Genomic DNA, 17032 nt, shown 5'->3' on the forward strand with positions numbered 1-17032 from the left:
CGTCTCAGAAACTTTGCCTTGATTATCTCTAAGAGGGCATGTGTTTTCTCGACTTTATATAAAATTTATATTTTAGGTAACCAGATTCTTGCTTGAGACAAAAATATATTTAATACCCATTGGAAAAACAGTATGAACAGTTTATTTGATGCATATTTAAAATGTACGAAAAATTTGTCCTACCTTTCCTACTTAGGGAAACTGAAAGCTGAAAGAGAAGTGATGGAAAAAGCATAGGAAGGTTAGTCTCAAGTAGCTGCTGAATGAAAATGTTGCTCCTCTTTATCAGGTTCAACTTAAAAGAGGAAAGAGTAAATCCTGTTTATCTTTCATGATGATGTTAGCTGATTTAGCTAGTCCGATGTTACAGTAATTTTCTTCTTAAATAGGCCACGCGGTAGGGGCACAGAAAAAGCTCATTAGTGTCAACTTAAGCCAAAACCCTTTTAAAACCTCGTTTCCAGCCAGAGGCTAAAAATGCTGCTCGTTGCGGCTCTGCCGCAAGTCTTGAGGCGGCAGCCCTCAAGGACGAGCATTAAGAGTCGGAGACTCTTAACGAGACAATCTTAAAAGCTGCTTATAGACTGGCTTTCAGGTTAAGTTGACACGTATGAGCATTGCTGTGCCCCTACAAGATATGTGGTTGAATTAAATGAAAACTACTGTAACTGACAGTTTCAGTTATGCTTTTATGACTTTTTCACAGCTTCAACTTTTGCTTCCACCTTCACTGTCTTCACACCTTGGACTTCTTTAGCCAAGGTTTCGGCTTTCTGAAGTTCTTTAACAGAACCTGCTGTGCCTTTGAGAATAATTTCACCTTCTTTGTTTTCAACTTGTAACTTATTGCCTGGTAAGCCTTTATTCAACTTTTTGCTAACTTCGGTTTTTAAGTCGCCCTTGGCTTTTGTTGCTGCTGGTTTTTCAGCATCGGTTTTAACTTTGGTGTCTGTGCTAGCTACTGAAGGACTAGTTTCTTTTCCTGGGATGTTGGTAGTAGTTTGATTTATTTGAGAAGCTGGTGTTGCTGGTGCTTGAGCGGCTTCATTAGTAGTGTTAGGAGTTTCCGAACCAGTTTTAGGAGCCTCTTGACAGCCAAAAGTACCAACTACCAAAATGCTGCTAACTAGTAAGGGAATTAGGTTTTTCATTATCTATCTCCGAATTGAGTTCTTGAAGTGTGTGTCATGGTGAGGAGCAGATGTTAAAAAAAAATCAAATGTGAAGCAGTAAATCTACCCAAAGCTTGCACTCAGGTTACTGAAAATTGAAACTTGGACGATTTCTTGAAGCTAAGATTTTTCGGCCAGTTTTGAGAAATGCCAATTCAATTTTCCTGACGGCTGCTAACCAGGATGTAGCTTTCTATAAATTTAACGTAGATGCTGAGGACTGTGCCATCCTACAGTGGTGACTTGATGTTATCAGATTTGAGTCTGTTTGGCGATGTCTACGATGGGCGTAGCTACGGCAACTCAAAACTTCAGTGTTTTTGCAATACTGTGCCAGCAAAATTACTAACAAAATGTTACTTTAGAAAACTATGGCTTGCTTACAATGCCCTAAATATCAGGAAATATTAGCCAATGCCGTACCTTACTTCTGCCGCCGAAATTCGTGCCCTTGTTGCTGAATATACCAACGCTAAAACGCTGTGGATAGATACAGAAGTGGCTGACTATAAAAGTCGTAATCCGCGACTATCGCTGATTCAGATATTAGATGATCCTCAAGATATGAGTGGCGATCGCGTCTACCTTTTAGATGTCCTAGATCAGCCTAAAATTATAGCTGAATTTATTGATGAAATTATGATAAATTCTGCAATTGAAAAAGTTTTTCACAACGCTAGTTATGATCTAAAGTTTCTCGGTAACAAGAAAGCAAAAAATATTACTTGCACTTTGGAAATAGCAAAAAAAATTCCCTACTATCTTTTACCATTACCCAACTACCAACTCAAGACCATAGCTACAGCACTTTGTAGCTTTAACAATATCGACAAACAAGAACAAAAAAGCGATTGGGCAAAACGTCCCCTGACTGAAGAACAGATAGAGTATGCTTACTTAGATTGTATTTATCTTGCTCAAATCCACTTAAATTTGTTAGGATTACAAGCCAAAGCTAACCCTGACTCTGCAACGGAAGACTTAATATCACTAAGTAGGAGATACTCACAACTTCAGCAGCAATCGAAGTTGTTGAATTCCGAATATGAGCATTTAGAAGAACGCATGAAAAAAGCTATGCAAGCTCAGAATATATCGGAAACTTCTAATTATAAGCTGACTAGTTCTGAACGCACTACTATCAAAGCTACTTTTATGGAGTTGGCAAGGCTAGCACAAACTCAAGGTATTAATTTAGATTTTCCGATTACACTAACTCAGAAACTCCAAAAAGATTTAGGGCAAAATCTGGAACATCTGTCTGTAGATATTGAGAAAACTACCTATTGGCAGCTAAATTCCAAAACTCAAGAGAGTGAAACTGAGGATGAGTAAATTGTTCATCAGGCTACAAATATCAGAATTTATCTCGCAAGTTTGATACTTGATAGTTGATAATTGCTTTGACAAATAACCATTAAATAAAGCTATTGAATATCAGGTAAATTTGTCAATTCACTTTACAGTTGTATCAAAAGTTAGAATAATTATTGAGTGAAAGAATTAAAATCTAGATTTTGGTAATAATCTCCTTCCGGCGTTATGGCAGTTTATATTAACTTATGAGACGGCGTTTATTTGGGCAAAAGCGAACAAGGGTAAATACTTTATTTACCATAGCTATTTTTAGTACATTGACCGCAATTAGTAGTGTTTCTTGCAGTAAGAATGAGAATGTATTGGTAACAGAAATAGGAGTTAGTCCACCTAGCCGTCGTTCAGCGACAACATCCATTGGTGGGAAATTCTATATTCAAGGAAAGGATCAGCATTTAAACGGCGACTTGCAAGCCGCGATCGCTTCCTATAGTAAGGCAATTAATCAAAATTCTCAATATGGCGCTGCCTACAACGGTCGGGGATTAGCCTACTTTGATTTGGGAGACAAGGACAAAGCGATCGCAGATTACAATCAAGCACTTCGGATCAACCCTGATGACGCTGAAGCCTACAATAACTTAGGAAATGCTCGCGCCTCACTGGGAAGCAACAGAGAAGCAGTCAAAGATTACAGTGAAGCGATTCGCCTTAATCCTAACTATGCCGAAGCCTACAATAATCGGGCGAATGCCCGCGCCACCAATGGAGACAAAAAAGGGGCAATAGATGATCTTAATCAAGCAATTATCCTCAACCCCAAATATGCGATCGCCTATAATAATCGAGGAAATGCTCGTGCTGCCAATGGAGATCCACAGGGGGCGATCGCAGATTACAATCAAGCCATTCGCCTCAATCCTAGCTTTGCCCCTGCCTACAATAACCGCGGAAATGCCCGCGTCACCAATGGAGACAAACAGGGAGCGCTTAAAGACTTACAACAAGCAGCAAGCATTTTTCAAAGTCAAGGTAATAACGATTTATATCAACAAGTGATGAATAACATCAAAGAACTTGGACAGTAGGCATGAAAAGGGCGGTTAGAAACCGCGTCTACACAGGTAAAACCCACCTTTCCTGCGGAACGCCAAGGGCGAACGTGGGTTAAAAAAACCTCAATTTTTGCTTAGTAAAAGGGCGGTTAGAAACCGCGTCTACACAAGCAAAACCCACCTCCGTGGGTTAAAAAACCTTAATTTTCTCTTCGTCCGCGCAGGCGGACTTTGTTTGTATAGCCGCGAATTCCATTCGCCCTGACTTAAATTTAAACTTATTTGTGCGTTGACAAAATCACATCCCAGAACCAATATGAATGCGATCCTCAACTTCCGCAAATTTTTCCTGCGCCTCCTGTTCAGTACTCAATAATGAAACGACGATCGCCACAATAAATGCCAGTGGTATACTAATTAATCCAGGATTTTTCAATGGAAAAGGTGCCCAAGCGTGCTTGAGAATCGTTACTTGAATAGTAGGTGACAAATAAATCAGCACTAAAGAGGAGACAGTACCTACTAACATACTCGCAACCGCCCCGTTGGTGGTGAAGCGTCGCCAAAGCATTGATAAGAGCAACGCTGGGAAGTTTGCACTAGCTGCGATCGCAAATGCTAAACCTACCATATAAGCGACGTTTTGCCCTTTAAACAAAATACCCAGCAATATCGCCACTAACCCCAAAAGCATTGTCGCACCACGAGCCACTTTCAGCTGTTCTGACTCGTCGGCATGACCTGAACGCACCACGTTCACCCATAAATCGTGGGACAATGCAGCCGCACCTGAGAGCGTCAACCCCGCCACTACCGCCAAAATAGTTGCAAAGGAAACAGCCGAAATAAAGCCTAAGAAAGCATCACCACCGAGAAATTCTGCTAACATTGGTGCAGCCATATTACCACCAGTACCAATTTGCTTGATCGCATCTTGACCTACTAGCACCATCGCTCCAAAGCCCAGAATGAAGGTAAGGAGATAAAAAACGCCAATAATAGCTGTAGCATAAGTAACAGAGAGCCGCGCGGCTTTGGCATCGGGTACTGTGTAGAAACGCATCAAGATGTGCGGTAGTCCAGCAGTGCCGAACATCAAGGACATCCCCAAAGAGATAGCATCCAAGGGGTCAGAAACCAGTTTGCCTGGAGCTAATACACCTGTATACTTCTGGGATGCAGCCGCAAAAAGAGCGATCGGGTTAAAGCCAAATCGTGCCAGTACCAAGATAGCTAGTAAAATCGTTCCACCGAGCAACAAAACTGCTTTGATAATTTGTACCCAAGTGGTGGCAATCATCCCGCCAAAAATCACATAAGCCATCATCACGCAACCGACGATAACCACAGCTAATTCATAATCAAAGCCAAACAATAGTTTGATTAATTCACCAGCGCCTACCATCTGGGCAATTAAGTAAAAGCTAATTACTACCAGCGTTCCAATCGCCGATGCGATACGTACAGGTTTTTGTTGCAAGCGATAAGCCACTACATCAGCAAAAGTGTATTTACCTAAGTTGCGTAGTGGTTCGGCAATTAGGAACATGACAATCGGCCAGCCCACCAGGAAGCCGATAGAATAAATTAAGCCGTCAAAGCCGTTGAGTGCCACCAGCCCAGCGATACCTAAAAAGCTAGCTGCACTCATGAAGTCTCCCGCCAAGGCCAGCCCATTTTGGAAACCGCTAATTTTACCGCCAGCTGTATAGAACTGTGCCGTATTTTTGGTGAGCTTTGCCGCCCAAAAAGTAATGCCTAAAGAACTTGCAACAAACAGGAAAAAGAAAGCGATCGCTAACGGGTTAAACTTACCCAGACTGCTAATATCCGCCGCTAGTGGCAGATCGAACCATACACTATTCATGCTTAATTTTGGGTTTGATAATTTGGATTTGGGGCTAGAAATTGCTAATAGCTAATTTACTTGCGTGTCAGCCTGGCGATTTGGTCGTCGTAACTGTTATTAGCCCAACGCACGTAGATAAAAATTAATACCCATGCTGAGACAATTACCAGCGCCCCTAGTAAAATTCCCAAGCTGAGACCAGGAACTACTAATGACCCTAGCAGGGGCTTATTGAACGCGATTAATAGGATAAAGCCAAAGTAAATAAACATCATGGCTCCACTGAGAATTAGGGATACCCGCCAACGTTCAGCCGCGAGAGCCTGGAGAGCCTTTGTGCGATCGCTCATGTCTTACTTTAGGTTGAGAAGATTAGGTCAGATTGTCTCATTGAAGTTGATTTCTGCCTAATTTTCTTAAAGATTATTAGTAAATCTATTGCTATTTCAGGTAATAAAATTAACTTATGCTTAGTGATATACCAAATTGATCAGACAATAGCGGCTCTATTTTGAGTCAGAGAAACATGAAACTATAGATGCAGTTAGACACAACTAAAGCTCATCTATCTGTGGAGCGATCGCCGTTTACTTCTTCCGATTGAGTTATTGATGAGATTATTGATTATTGGAAGCTTTGGATCTGTGGGAATTGCAGGTTATTCTTCCTTTGTAGAGCGCTATTTACAAATTATTAATAAAGATTTAAAAATAATTTACTACAATATTTTTTTGTTAATATCTTTACAGATTATAGGTAGTATTATTGTTTTGATGTCATCACCCACAAGTTCAATTTCGTCTGCAATTCGTCCAAGCTCTAGCTGTATTTTAGGCAACCCATGATCCATTAATTGTAGGGTGCGCTAGACGGAACGTGTAACGGATCGCAACAGTTCAAGATGGTGTCCTACTCTCAGGGCTATTTCATTCTCATCTAGTCCGCCTCAGAATGAATTCTGAGTCTAATAGCGAAAGTCGTCTAAAGACGACTAACAAAAGGTTATAGTCCGTTAAAACGGACTTTAGCTATGAGCCTCTGAACTTCAGTTCTGGGCGGTTTCTGTCTAGAATGAAATAGCTCTGGTCGTATTCTGTGCGCTAACACACTGTACAAAATTGGGCAAAAATTAGAATTGCTATGCAATCTAATTGTCAATACAGACAGAAGTAAGTTTGCTGTAATATTCAGTTTTTGCATAGATGCTGATCATACTATCACCGATTGCAAAAAAAGTACCTTCTTGCTCATCTTTATAAAATTGCAAATCGGGGTATTTAGCAGCAGCTTCTTCAGCAGTCATGGCTTTTGCTTCCATTTTATCTGGCAATAGTCCAGTACAACCAATATAAAATACCAAGGGAGATATCTGATCTTGATAGATATTTTCTGCATATTGTTCTAGCTTCTTATTTGCCATCGTTAAAGCTGCAACCATTTCCTCTTTGCTAATCTGCTGACCAGTTTGTTTATCCTGCAATAACTGCGCCAAGCTATCAGCACCAACTTTCTTAAGAATACCTGCAACAATGCCATTTTGTTCAAGCCCAAGAAAATCATCAAAAATTGGTTTCATCAACTCGTCAACTTTCGTAATCTTGGTGCGTGATGACAGTAACCTGGGCCTAACAGCGAGATTCTCATCAAATGCCATTTGAAAACTCGCCTTCATGATAATTTCTCCAGTTTCTTTGTCATAAAGACGATACATTCTATTCAGAAACTTATTAGCCGAGGGTAACTTACTGAGATTCAGAACATCTTGACTACCGATGTCGATTTTATAGCTCAATCTTGAGTCAAGAGTTCCATTAATTAAAGCTTCATGGATATCAGTGTATTCGTTGGTTGTGGGAAAGTTGATATAAATATTCTTAGACAGATAGTGCTTTTGAAACTCATCTAACTGTGCCGCTATAAATACATCTGACTCTTTTTTCAAGTGAGCGCAAATAATACTAGTCAGTACTTTAATTTCTGCTAGTTCATTAAATAGTCTATCAATACTGCTATAACAACTATTAGCAGCTACAAGCGGCAAGTTATCTAACTGGATGGAATATTCAGCATTGAAGTTAAATTCTTCTACATCAAGTATGCCTTTTTCTTTGAGCAAGTCAAAGAGTTTTTTACTACTAATTTTAACTTGTAACGACTTTATATTGATTTTGCCGTCACTTACAATCGTGTAGTTATTAAAGCTATTCAGGTCATTTACCAACAAACCTGCTACTTCAAGAGTGGGGGTTTGGTCTTGAAATTTGGCAAGTTTGACTTTACGTTTGATAAGCATATTGATAGTAGCAGTATTGCGGTTAAACTGAAACTCCCCCATACCAACATACTCAGCATTATCCATATATTCTGTTCTCAACCAAGGTTGAAGCAGTTCCCCGTTTTCGTTTCTAACACCTTTAACACGCTTGATACCTGTTCTTTGATAATGTTCTTGCAGGTGTTTGATATTGATAATAATATTGTGGCGATATTCTGCAAAAATTTGGATTAGTTCTACCAGAGAAATTTGATTATTTGTCATATTGCCACCTTATAAAGGTCAAGAATCTTTTCAAGCTACGGTTACTGACGGACTTCCAAGAAATAAATTATCCAAAGAAACGAACCGCTCCAGACGCAGAGAAGCCAGTGCGTTGCGGGGGTTCCCCCCGTTGTAGCAACTGGTGTAAGCTAAAAATCTTTTAATTTGCATCCTCAAAAAAATGAATCTCTTGTGGGGTGGGCATCTTGCCCGCCCTAGTTGTGCAAATTAAATGCGCGACAGCTTAACACAGAGAGAAGAGAAATAGAGAGGATTTTTGCATCAGTTTTGGGATATTTTTGGAAGTCCCTGAAGTCGATTATTCTTCCAAAATAAGCTGTTACAACCGTGCATAATTGAAGCACAAACACATAAAAATTTGATGTCAAATATATCCTAAAATTGACATAGGCCACACAAATATTGTGCGATCATAATTGCATTCACCAACGAACTACTATAGGCGTTCAATTATTACAAACTTTGGGCATCACTTGCCAAACTTCGCGTTGCATACTCACCGGATATTTTCTTTATAGTACAATTGTATCATAACTATGCCAAGTTGTGTAGGCATAGCGTTGTGTCGGGGTAAAATCCCCGTTACAAAACTGAATTATGAATTACGAATTATTTTAAGCTCCAGGTTTGAAATAATCGAAGAGGCGATCGCCTGAATCTGCGCGAATCAATGCTACAACTACATCAGGTAAGGCGGTTAAACTGGGGTAAACCAAATAACGTGGTTCCCAACGGGGACGGAACTTCTCTCTGTAGGCGTGCAGTCCCTTGAAATTGTAGAAACGATTCAAATGCCCATAAAGATAGTGCAATATTTTCTCCAAGCGGCGTGATTCTGGGTTGTCTCCAACTCCCGCAAGGGCAGAAAGACCGAAATTAAAGCTGTCGTAGCCACCCTCTTTAAAATGTTGAAGCAGGGAAATAAATAGAAAGTCCATTGTGCCATTTTCGAGGGACGCACGATGTCGCATCATGTCAATAGTGGCTTCGTTGAGTTGGTACTCCCGGAGAATGTTGGCAAAGGCACTGATTTGACCTTCAGGATTATGCACCACAGCAATCTCACACTCTCGCAGGTAAGCTTCCTCAAACCAACCCAAAGAAAAGTGTTTTTCCGAACCTTGTACCATCTTCAGCCATTCATCACTTACAGATTTGAGCTGGTGCAATAAATCATTGGCGATGGGTGGTTGGTAAAACTCGATTTGGTATCCTAGCTTAGTTAAACGACTAATTGATGGTCTAAAGTTTTTACCGGCTTTACCTTGTAACGTAAAACTTTTTAGATCAACGATCGCTTCTTCTCCAATCTTGAGTACTTTAAACCCCAACGACTTGTAAAGCTCAACATCATCGGGCATAGTTTGGTAAAAACCAGGATACCAGTCATTACGCTGGCAAAACTGCCAGAAAGCAACAATTGTCTCTTTGCGGTCTTCAATCGGCCCGATGGGATCTCCTAAAGCGATCGCGCCCCGTCCTTTAGGAACATAAGCAATTACACTATTACCCGAAGGACTGAAATAATAACTTTTATCATTTAAGAGTGTGAACGCTGCTAAAGAAGAACATCCATATTGCTCGACAATTTGTTTAGCTTTTTGCCGCTCATGTGTAGTTGCCAGATTCCGCCAAAACACAGGTTGCAACAGCATTACCATTGCATAAGTAATAGTAACTGCGGCAATAATATAGATAGAATTAGCAAAGAAATCTCCAAATCGGCTCTTTGGTTGCAATCCCCAATTATCTGCGGTGAAGAACATCGCTAAAGTCTGAACTATCGCTTCCCGCCAATTGAAATTCTCGGAAAACTTGCCGTCTAACAAGTAAAATCCAATAGTTCCGTATGCCAGGGTAAATAGTAAAGCACCGATCAGCGCTCGAACTCCCCGTGCGATCGAAGGACGGTCTGATTGCGCTGTGAAAAAATGGCGCATCAAAATTAATTGCAGCAGTAAAACTCCAGAGAGTAGACTTTCTTCATAGTCCAATCCCTTCAGCAAGTGGCTGAAAATGGAAATCACTAGTAAAGTAATTGTCAGTAACCAAGCGATTCTTTTTCGGCGTAATAAGTTAGTAGCAAGTGCTAGTAAAACAAACCCAGTCAACGCTGCAAATATATGACCACTGGCACGAATTTCAAATGGTAAAAATTCCTTCAACCAGTGATTTCGCCCATACAGGTTAGGTGTCACTGCTGACAACAAATTTACTACTCCGACTAAACCTGTAAGGAAAGCTGCACTCCAAAGCCCAATCTGAGTTTTTAAATTATTAGTCATTTGTCATTAGTCATTTGTCATTAGTCATTTGTCATTAGTCATTTGTTTTGGCGTTAAAACTCTTAACTCCTAACTCCTAACTCTCCACTCCTAACTCTTAACTTTTTTAAACTGTTCTCCTACATAGAATAGCGAATCTTTGAGATGTTTGTGAAAGTAGTTCCAGCCTATATCTGCACCAGACAAACCATGACCTCCAGGAAATGCATAAAATACGTGAGCAATGCCTAATTTATTTAAGGTTTCGTTGAAGGTTTTGGTAGAAGCTAGCAAATTGGTATCGTTCAGACCCGCATCTAGGTAAACACGCAATTGCTTTCTATCTTCAGCTGGTAGCTGTTGCACGATTTGTTGGGGACTATTTTGTGAACCACTATTATCGGTAAAATAACCGCTATGGCTAAACAGAATGTGGAAGTTGTTAACATGGCGTAACCCAATATTAAAAGCCCCCCATCCCCCAGAAGACAGACCTCCCAGCGCCCAAAACTGGGGTTCTTCCAAAGTGCGGTAGCGCGACTTGACAACTTGTACTAATTCTGAACCTATCAAAGTCCCCACTTTGCCATTCGGCCCATCAAAATAATCAGGATCATACAAAGGACTAGAACCGCGATTATCATTACCATCAGGTGTAATCACAATCGAGGGCGGTAATTTTCCACTTTGATAAAGTTGATGCAGTACGTCTAAAAGTGCGTATTTATCAGCGTAAGCACGAGCATCATCATGACCACCGTGCAATAAGAATATCACAGGATAGCGCTTTTGCTGATTTTTGTTATAGCCAGGGGGCAAAATCACACCGTAGTTACGGACTGCACCCATTGCTTGGGAGTTGAAGGTTGCTAATTGAAACTTTAGCCCAGTATCTGCCTCTTCTGGGGGCGGGTCTAGTTGTGGCGCACCTAAGATGAATACATAATAATAACCGGCGGTCGTCAGGAGTGCGATCGCTCCTACTAAGCTAATTAAAAATTTAGAAATCTTCATATTCTTTTAGCGGTTAAAAAAAATCACCTCCATTAGAACTTACTATAGTTAATCTGCTGAAAAATTGCAGCAAAGTTTTGCACGTTGACATCCATTGGTCAACGTTTTGGCAAAATCGCCTTATTTACAGTGAAAGTTCTAATAAGTTCGAGTATTTTTACTACGATTAAAACCTAAATTCTCATCTCTATGAGCTATCTCAGAAGCTCTAAATTGTTTTCCCACAAATGTCAAAGAATCCGCTAAGTGTTCACGCCAGTATTGCCAAGTGTGACTCCCAGGAAACTGACGAAACGAATTATAAATCTTGAGATTGTTTAGGACTTCAGTAAATCCTTTGGCTTCGCCGATTTCTTCAATATCTGATTTACCTGAATCTAGGTATATCCGCAATCTTTTTTTAGCTGGTGTGGAAATGGTTTTGATATAAGTTATTGGGCTATTCTTCGGGCCGCTTTTATCCTGAAAATAACCACTATGACTAAATAAAATGGAGAAATGATCCAGGTTGTGTAATCCCACATTCATTGCTCCCCAACCGCCAGAAGATAAACCACCTATCGCCCAAAAATCTGGATTAGTTAGTGTCCGATAACGGCTTTGCACAACTTTTACTAACTCATCCCCCACGGCTGTGGAGACTTTGCCGTTAGGTCCATCGATATATTGGGGGTCCCAGTAGGGACTAGAGCCACGTTTGTCGTTGCCATCTGGTGTAATGATGATGCTGGGTGGCAACTTACCTGTAGTATAAAGTTGTTCTACAGTCTTAAGAGCTTCTCCCTTGTTCTGAATAAACCAATCAGTGGGATAACCATGTCCACCGTGGAGGAGAAAGATTACAGGATAACTTTGTTTTAGATTTTGCTTATAGCCCGGTGGTAAAGAAACGCCGTAGGTACGACTTGCGCCCATTACTTGACTCTTGTAGGTTTCAACCTTGTAAGTTAGAGGAGTAACTAAATCGCTAGTATTGGGCTGGGTTGAAATAAGGGAAGGCGTTGTTTGTAAATCCTGCTGTTGAGGTGGTTTTGCTGTTACACTTTGACTGTAATTACAGCCAACTAGAGTTAATACGGAAACTAGCAAGAGAATTTTAGATTTTTTGTAGTTCATTTATTGAGTTATTACTATAAAAAAAACTTTGTAGCTGGTGTTTATCTTCAAAAGCTTATGCAAATGATATGTCAATTATGTGTCAACCTGATGGAAACTTTGCGACTGCTATTGAAGAAGAATTCAGGAGTCAGAAGTCAGGACTTACGCAAAAAGGCAGTAAAAGCCTTAATTTACTGTAGGGGCAATTCATGTAGCTTTAGCTGACCGCAGGGTATTGCCCCTACATTTCGTACTTGATGTGTAAGTCCTACAGGAGTCAGAATTCAGGAGTCATTTAAAATGCTTAAAAAGTTGCGACTCAAATTTAGCACGCTGTTCGGTTTGTCGCTGCTGGTGCTTTCTGTGTGGGCGATCGCTAAGGAATTGCATGAGTATAATTATCGTGATATCCTCAACTCTCTAGCTGCTATCCCCAAAAGTCGCTTAAGTTGGGCAGTTTGGCTGACAGCCTTGGGCTATCTAGTGATGGTTGGGTACGATATCTTAGGTTTTAGCTACATTAATCGTTCCCTAAGTTGGAATAAGATTGCTCTAACCAGCTTTATTAGCTCTGCATTTAGTAATACCATCGGTTTTGCTTTGCTGACTGGCAGTGCTATCCGTTATCGATTTTACTCTAGTTGGGGAGTGTCAGCAGGAGCGATCGCTCAAGTAATTGCTTTCGCCAATTTTACCTTCTGGTTGGGGATGTTTGCCGTTGCAGGTTTGTTGTTTATCATCAACCCCCTCAAAATTCCCACTCAATTACATCTACCTTTTGCCACCGTGCGTCCCATCGGCGTGATTTTTCTGTTATTAGTTGCTACCTATTTATTAGGAAGTATTTTTATTCAACAACCATTAATAATTCGGGGACAAGAGTTTCGATTTCCTACTTTGAAAATATCCCTGGCTCAAATCGCAATTTCTAGTTTTGACTGGATTCTGGCGGCGGCGGTTCTTTATGTTGTGCTTCCTACTAATATATCTTTGTCCTATCTAGACTTTTTGGGAATCTATTTATTAGCGATGTTTGCAGGTGTTGTTAGTAATGTCCCCGGTGGTTTGGGAGTATTTGAAACTATAATTTTGCTGATTCTCTCTGATAAAGTTTCGGCGGCGGCAGTTTTGGGATCAATGCTAGTTTATCGGGGAATATACTACTTTTTACCTTTGCTATTAGCAGCAGGTTTGCTGGGAATATATGAAATTAAATTTAGAATAGGGAATTTCCAAAAATGAATAAGCTGTGAAGTTAGGTTTAGTCTAACCAAAGGCTGCACGATCGCTAACTCACATTTAACACCAATCTCATTTTATTTATATAGGCAATCGCCTCACTCGGAAAGTTTCATTAGTTACAGAAATAATTGTCCCTAACTCTAAATCTTTCTGACATTCACTCAAAACTTGCCTAAACCGTTCATTAATTGCATCATAATTTTCGTTCCTCAACCTAAACAAAATCACACTGGGTAAACTATCCCCACTCAGGGCTAAAAGTTGGGCAAAATCTAAATCTATAGTTAATAAAATTCTTCCTTCTGCACGGGCTTTAATTAAAATCTCGTCATCTGGTAGTCTTTACAAACCTTCATCGCGCAAATGCACCACATCATAACCAGCACCACGCAACCAAGTTACAGTGCATAGTGAAATTCCCATATCTGCCAAAAACCTCATTATTACTTGTTAAGCACTTTTGAAGGTATAAACCCGTTCTTGAGTCAACCACGCTGCATAAAGAAGAGATTGACGAATATCTTCTGCTTCTAAATCAGGATATTCTTCTAAAATTCCTTCTATAGGCTTTCCATGAGCTACCAAATTTACCACTAAAGAAACTGGAATCCGCATCCCGCGAATGCAAGCTTGTCCAGCCATAATGCTAGGGTCAAATGTAATTCTCTCCAGACCTAACATAAATTATCACTCCAAAATCTTTTTGCTCGTTCTGAGGTGCAATGGTGATATTGTAAAGCCTATCGCTCTATTTTTGATTTTAAACCCACAAGCGATGTCTACGATGGTCGTAGCTACCGCCTTTATGTTGTGGTGAATGTATTAGTCTTGCAATTGATTGCATGGCGGGATATGGACTAAATGTGTGTGATATATTTCCGAAATAGACACAAGTGCATTTGTATCTCCCAGTGAAATCAACTATTTTATTATTATGGAACCTGTAACACTGACGGCGGCTGCGATCGCAACTCTTATTTTCTCAGAAGCCCTCAAAGAAGGTGGGAAAGTTTTAGGAAAAGGTATTTCAGAAAAAGTTGCTCAACTCTTGAGTGCTATTCGTGAAAAGTTCCAAACTGCGGGAACTGAAGGACTACTGACACGAGCGCAAGAAAATCCTATAGAGAAGAATACCGCAAAGTTCCAAGATGAATTGGAAACGCAAATGCAGGAAGATGAAGCCTTTGCCAATCGGTTACAAGAATTAATGACGCAACTTAAATCAAACGAAACGATTAATCAAATTGTTCTCAAGGGAGTTGAGGTAAAAGGTAAGGCTAAAGTCGGCGATATAGATTTGGCAGCAACAAGAGACGGTTCAGTGAATCAAGAAGCGGTGGTTGATTCTCAATTTGGCGACGATCTTGACCTTGGTAATGTGAACATTAAGGCTTAAAAGCATGAGTGAAAATCGCAGCCCAGAAGAAATTCTCCAGAGCATTCTTCAGAATGTACAAGTAGGCGGCAATCTGACTACAGGCAATATTACCCAAACAATAATCGACAATTTGCTGGTCTTTATTTATCAGCACGAATCTTTTAAGCCTAAAGAAGTTCCTCAAAATATTCCTCGTGGTAGCATAGTCAAGTTTGTCGGACGTGCTGAGACTTTAGTAAATCTGCACGAAAGGCTACAACACAGTTCTCAAGTGGTGATTGCTGCTATTGAGGGTATGGGAGGAGTCGGGAAAACAGAGTTAGCAACTCAGTATGCACTGATTCACCTGCTACTCAACACTTACCCCGGTGGTATCTGTTGGTTACGCGCTAGAGATGAAGATATTGGGCTTCAGATATTGCAGTTTGCCATACCCAAGTTAGGACTAAAACCACCAGAAGATTGGGATTTACCAAAGCAAGTTGATTTCTGTTGGTCACGCTGGCACGATGGAGATGTGTTGGTAGTGCTGGATGATGTCAACGATTTCGCCAAAGTAGAAGAATATTTACCACCACAATCACCCCGGTTTAAGCTGCTAATTACTACCAGGTTACAATTAGATTTTTCCCAGTCATTTACTCTAGATGTTTTAAGTGAGTCCGCAGCACTGGAACTTTTACAAGAGTGGGTGGGAGCAGAAAAAATCGCACAGGAATTAGAAGATGCCAAAGAAATCTGTCAGCGTTTAGGTTGTTTGCCTTTGGCGCTGAATTTGGTGGGGAGGTATGTGAAAAAGCGGAGAATCTCTTTAGCAGAAATGTTGCGGCGGTTAGAAGAAAAAAAGTTAACTCATGAATCTTTAGCACGGGATGAAAATGACCGCACTTGGACGCTGAATGTTAAACGAGGTGTTGCTGCTGCTTTTGAGTTAAGTTGGGAAGAATTAAATGATGATGCCAAGGAGTTAGGTGTTTTATTGAGTTTATTTGCTTTAGCTCCTATTCCCTGGACATTGGTAGAAAATGTAGAAACGGGGAAAGATACTGGACAGTTGGAAGATAGCAGAGTTGAGTTAGAGAGTTTGCATCTGCTTCAAGGTGAGGATAGCTACCAACTACATCAACTCATTCGGGAATTTTTTCAACTTAAGCAAGCTGAGTTTAATCAAGTGGAAGAATTAAAGCGATCGCTTTGTCGGGTAATGGTAGCAGATGCCAAGAAGATTTCTGACTCGCCCACTCTTGACCAAATCACCGCCGTTTCTCCCGCCATTCCTCATATAGCTGAAGTAGCGAATCATCTCATTCAATACCTCAGCAATGATGATTTACCTTGGCCTTTCGTCGGCAACGCTAAATTTTATTATGGTCAAGGTTTATATAACCAAGCTTTACCCTGGTATGAACAATGTCTAGAAGTCACTATAATGCGCTTGGGAGATGAACATCCAGATGTCGCCGCTAGCCTCAACAACCTAGCGTTACTCTATTACTCCCAAGGCAGATACAGCGAAGCCGAACCCCTTTTCATCCAAGCTTTGGCACTCAGGCGCAAGCTGCTGCCAGAAGAACATCCAGATGTCGCCACTAGCCTCAACAACCTAGCTGTACTCTACGATTACCAAGGCAGATACAGCGAAGCCGAACCCCTTCACATCCAAGCTTTAGCACTCAGGCGCAAGCTGCTGCCAGAAGAACATCCAGATGTCGCTTCTAGCCTCAATAACCTAGCGTTACTCTACGACTACCAAGGCAGATACAGCGAAGCTGAACCCCTTCACATGCAAGCTTTGGCACTCAGGCGCCAGCTGCTGCCAGAAGAACATGTAGATGTCGCTTCTAGCCTCAATAACCTAGCGTTACTCTACTACTCCCAAGGCAGATACAGCGAAGCTGAACCCCTTTACATCCAAGCTTTGGCACTGACACGTAACCTGCTGGGCGAAGAACATCTAGATTTCGCCCAAAGCCTCAACAACCTAGCTGTACTCTACGATTCCCAAGGCAGATACAGCGAAGCCGAACCCCTTCACATCCAAGCTTTAGCACTCAGGCGCAAGCTGCTGCCAGAAGAACATCCA

General features: G+C 40.9%; 13 protein-coding genes and 1 pseudogene. 5 read left to right on the forward strand and 9 right to left on the reverse strand.

Annotated features, from left to right (window positions below):
• Positions 1-689 precede the first annotated feature (689 nt).
• Positions 690-1151, reverse strand: coding sequence for a BON domain-containing protein (locus HWQ38_RS31500; protein ID WP_292801693.1), 462 nt, complete (start codon positions 1149-1151; stop codon positions 690-692).
• Between the two features lie 435 nt (positions 1152-1586).
• Here HWQ38_RS31500 and HWQ38_RS31505 point away from each other — a divergent pair, with 435 nt between their 5' ends.
• Positions 1587-2507 carry a ribonuclease D gene (locus HWQ38_RS31505; protein WP_292801695.1) on the forward strand — a complete coding sequence of 307 codons (921 nt, stop codon included), beginning with the start codon at positions 1587-1589 and terminating at the stop codon, positions 2505-2507.
• Between the two features lie 227 nt (positions 2508-2734).
• Positions 2735-3577: a tetratricopeptide repeat protein gene (locus HWQ38_RS31510; RefSeq protein WP_292801697.1), complete on the forward strand. Its 843-nt coding sequence runs from the start codon at positions 2735-2737 to the stop codon at positions 3575-3577.
• Between the two features lie 265 nt (positions 3578-3842).
• Here HWQ38_RS31510 and HWQ38_RS31515 read toward each other — a convergent pair whose 3' ends face one another.
• The 6 genes from HWQ38_RS31515 to HWQ38_RS31540 form a co-directional block, all read right to left on the reverse strand.
• On the reverse strand, positions 3843-5411 hold the full coding sequence (locus tag HWQ38_RS31515) for a sodium/solute symporter (protein WP_292801699.1): 1569 nt from the start codon (positions 5409-5411) through the stop codon (positions 3843-3845).
• A 56-nt stretch (positions 5412-5467) separates the two neighbouring features.
• Complete coding sequence (locus HWQ38_RS31520; protein ID WP_292801701.1) at positions 5468-5743, reverse strand: DUF485 domain-containing protein; 276 nt, start codon at positions 5741-5743, stop codon at positions 5468-5470.
• A 797-nt stretch (positions 5744-6540) separates the two neighbouring features.
• The gene (locus HWQ38_RS31525) at positions 6541-7932 is read right to left on the reverse strand and encodes a hypothetical protein (RefSeq protein ID WP_292801703.1); all 1392 of its coding nucleotides are present in this window, start codon (positions 7930-7932) and stop codon (positions 6541-6543) included.
• A 635-nt stretch (positions 7933-8567) separates the two neighbouring features.
• A complete protein-coding gene (locus tag HWQ38_RS31530; RefSeq protein WP_292801705.1) occupies positions 8568-10238 on the reverse strand; it encodes a phosphatidylglycerol lysyltransferase domain-containing protein in 1671 nt (556 codons plus the stop codon).
• 90 nt (positions 10239-10328) lie between these two features.
• Positions 10329-11231 carry an alpha/beta hydrolase-fold protein gene (locus HWQ38_RS31535; protein ID WP_292801707.1) on the reverse strand — a complete coding sequence of 301 codons (903 nt, stop codon included), beginning with the start codon at positions 11229-11231 and terminating at the stop codon, positions 10329-10331.
• 138 nt (positions 11232-11369) lie between these two features.
• Positions 11370-12347 carry an alpha/beta hydrolase-fold protein gene (locus tag HWQ38_RS31540; protein ID WP_292801709.1) on the reverse strand — a complete coding sequence of 326 codons (978 nt, stop codon included), beginning with the start codon at positions 12345-12347 and terminating at the stop codon, positions 11370-11372.
• 282 nt (positions 12348-12629) lie between these two features.
• On the opposite strand from HWQ38_RS31540, the gene HWQ38_RS31545 reads away from it, so the two are divergent.
• On the forward strand, positions 12630-13571 hold the full coding sequence (locus HWQ38_RS31545; protein ID WP_292801711.1) for a lysylphosphatidylglycerol synthase domain-containing protein: 942 nt from the start codon (positions 12630-12632) through the stop codon (positions 13569-13571).
• 78 nt (positions 13572-13649) lie between these two features.
• On the opposite strand, the pseudogene HWQ38_RS31550 reads toward HWQ38_RS31545, so the two are convergent.
• A pseudogene (locus HWQ38_RS31550) lies at positions 13650-14012 on the reverse strand (DUF5615 family PIN-like protein).
• Positions 14013-14021: 9 nt separating this feature from the next.
• Positions 14022-14252, reverse strand: coding sequence for a DUF433 domain-containing protein (locus tag HWQ38_RS31555; RefSeq protein ID WP_292801713.1), 231 nt, complete (start codon positions 14250-14252; stop codon positions 14022-14024).
• Positions 14253-14505: 253 nt separating this feature from the next.
• On the opposite strand from HWQ38_RS31555, the gene HWQ38_RS31560 reads away from it, so the two are divergent.
• Together HWQ38_RS31560 and HWQ38_RS31565 are read left to right on the forward strand one after the other, a co-directional pair.
• Positions 14506-14967 (forward strand): hypothetical protein, encoded by a 462-nt coding sequence (locus HWQ38_RS31560; RefSeq protein WP_292801715.1) that lies wholly within the window; start codon positions 14506-14508, stop codon positions 14965-14967.
• Positions 14968-14971: 4 nt separating this feature from the next.
• On the forward strand, positions 14972-17032 hold a 2061-nt coding region (locus HWQ38_RS31565; protein ID WP_292801717.1), incomplete at its 3' end, for a tetratricopeptide repeat protein.

The organism is Nostoc sp. NMS7 (genome assembly GCF_017115085.1).
In the GTDB taxonomy this organism is placed as follows: domain Bacteria; phylum Cyanobacteriota; class Cyanobacteriia; order Cyanobacteriales; family Nostocaceae; genus Nostoc.

Coding starts and splice junctions, on each gene's coding strand:
- HWQ38_RS31545 (WP_292801711.1), top strand. CDS start 12,630: ATGCTTAAAAAGTTGCGACTCAAATTTAGCACGCTGTTCGGTTTGTCG.
- HWQ38_RS31505 (WP_292801695.1), top strand. CDS start 1,587: ATGCCGTACCTTACTTCTGCCGCCGAAATTCGTGCCCTTGTTGCTGAA.
- HWQ38_RS31540 (WP_292801709.1), bottom strand. CDS start 12,347: ATGAACTACAAAAAATCTAAAATTCTCTTGCTAGTTTCCGTATTAACT.
- HWQ38_RS31510 (WP_292801697.1), top strand. CDS start 2,735: ATGAGACGGCGTTTATTTGGGCAAAAGCGAACAAGGGTAAATACTTTA.
- HWQ38_RS31535 (WP_292801707.1), bottom strand. CDS start 11,231: ATGAAGATTTCTAAATTTTTAATTAGCTTAGTAGGAGCGATCGCACTC.
- HWQ38_RS31560 (WP_292801715.1), top strand. CDS start 14,506: ATGGAACCTGTAACACTGACGGCGGCTGCGATCGCAACTCTTATTTTC.
- HWQ38_RS31555 (WP_292801713.1), bottom strand. CDS start 14,252: ATGTTAGGTCTGGAGAGAATTACATTTGACCCTAGCATTATGGCTGGA.
- HWQ38_RS31520 (WP_292801701.1), bottom strand. CDS start 5,743: ATGAGCGATCGCACAAAGGCTCTCCAGGCTCTCGCGGCTGAACGTTGG.
- HWQ38_RS31530 (WP_292801705.1), bottom strand. CDS start 10,238: ATGACTAATAATTTAAAAACTCAGATTGGGCTTTGGAGTGCAGCTTTC.
- HWQ38_RS31500 (WP_292801693.1), bottom strand. CDS start 1,151: ATGAAAAACCTAATTCCCTTACTAGTTAGCAGCATTTTGGTAGTTGGT.
- HWQ38_RS31515 (WP_292801699.1), bottom strand. CDS start 5,411: ATGAATAGTGTATGGTTCGATCTGCCACTAGCGGCGGATATTAGCAGT.
- HWQ38_RS31525 (WP_292801703.1), bottom strand. CDS start 7,932: ATGACAAATAATCAAATTTCTCTGGTAGAACTAATCCAAATTTTTGCA.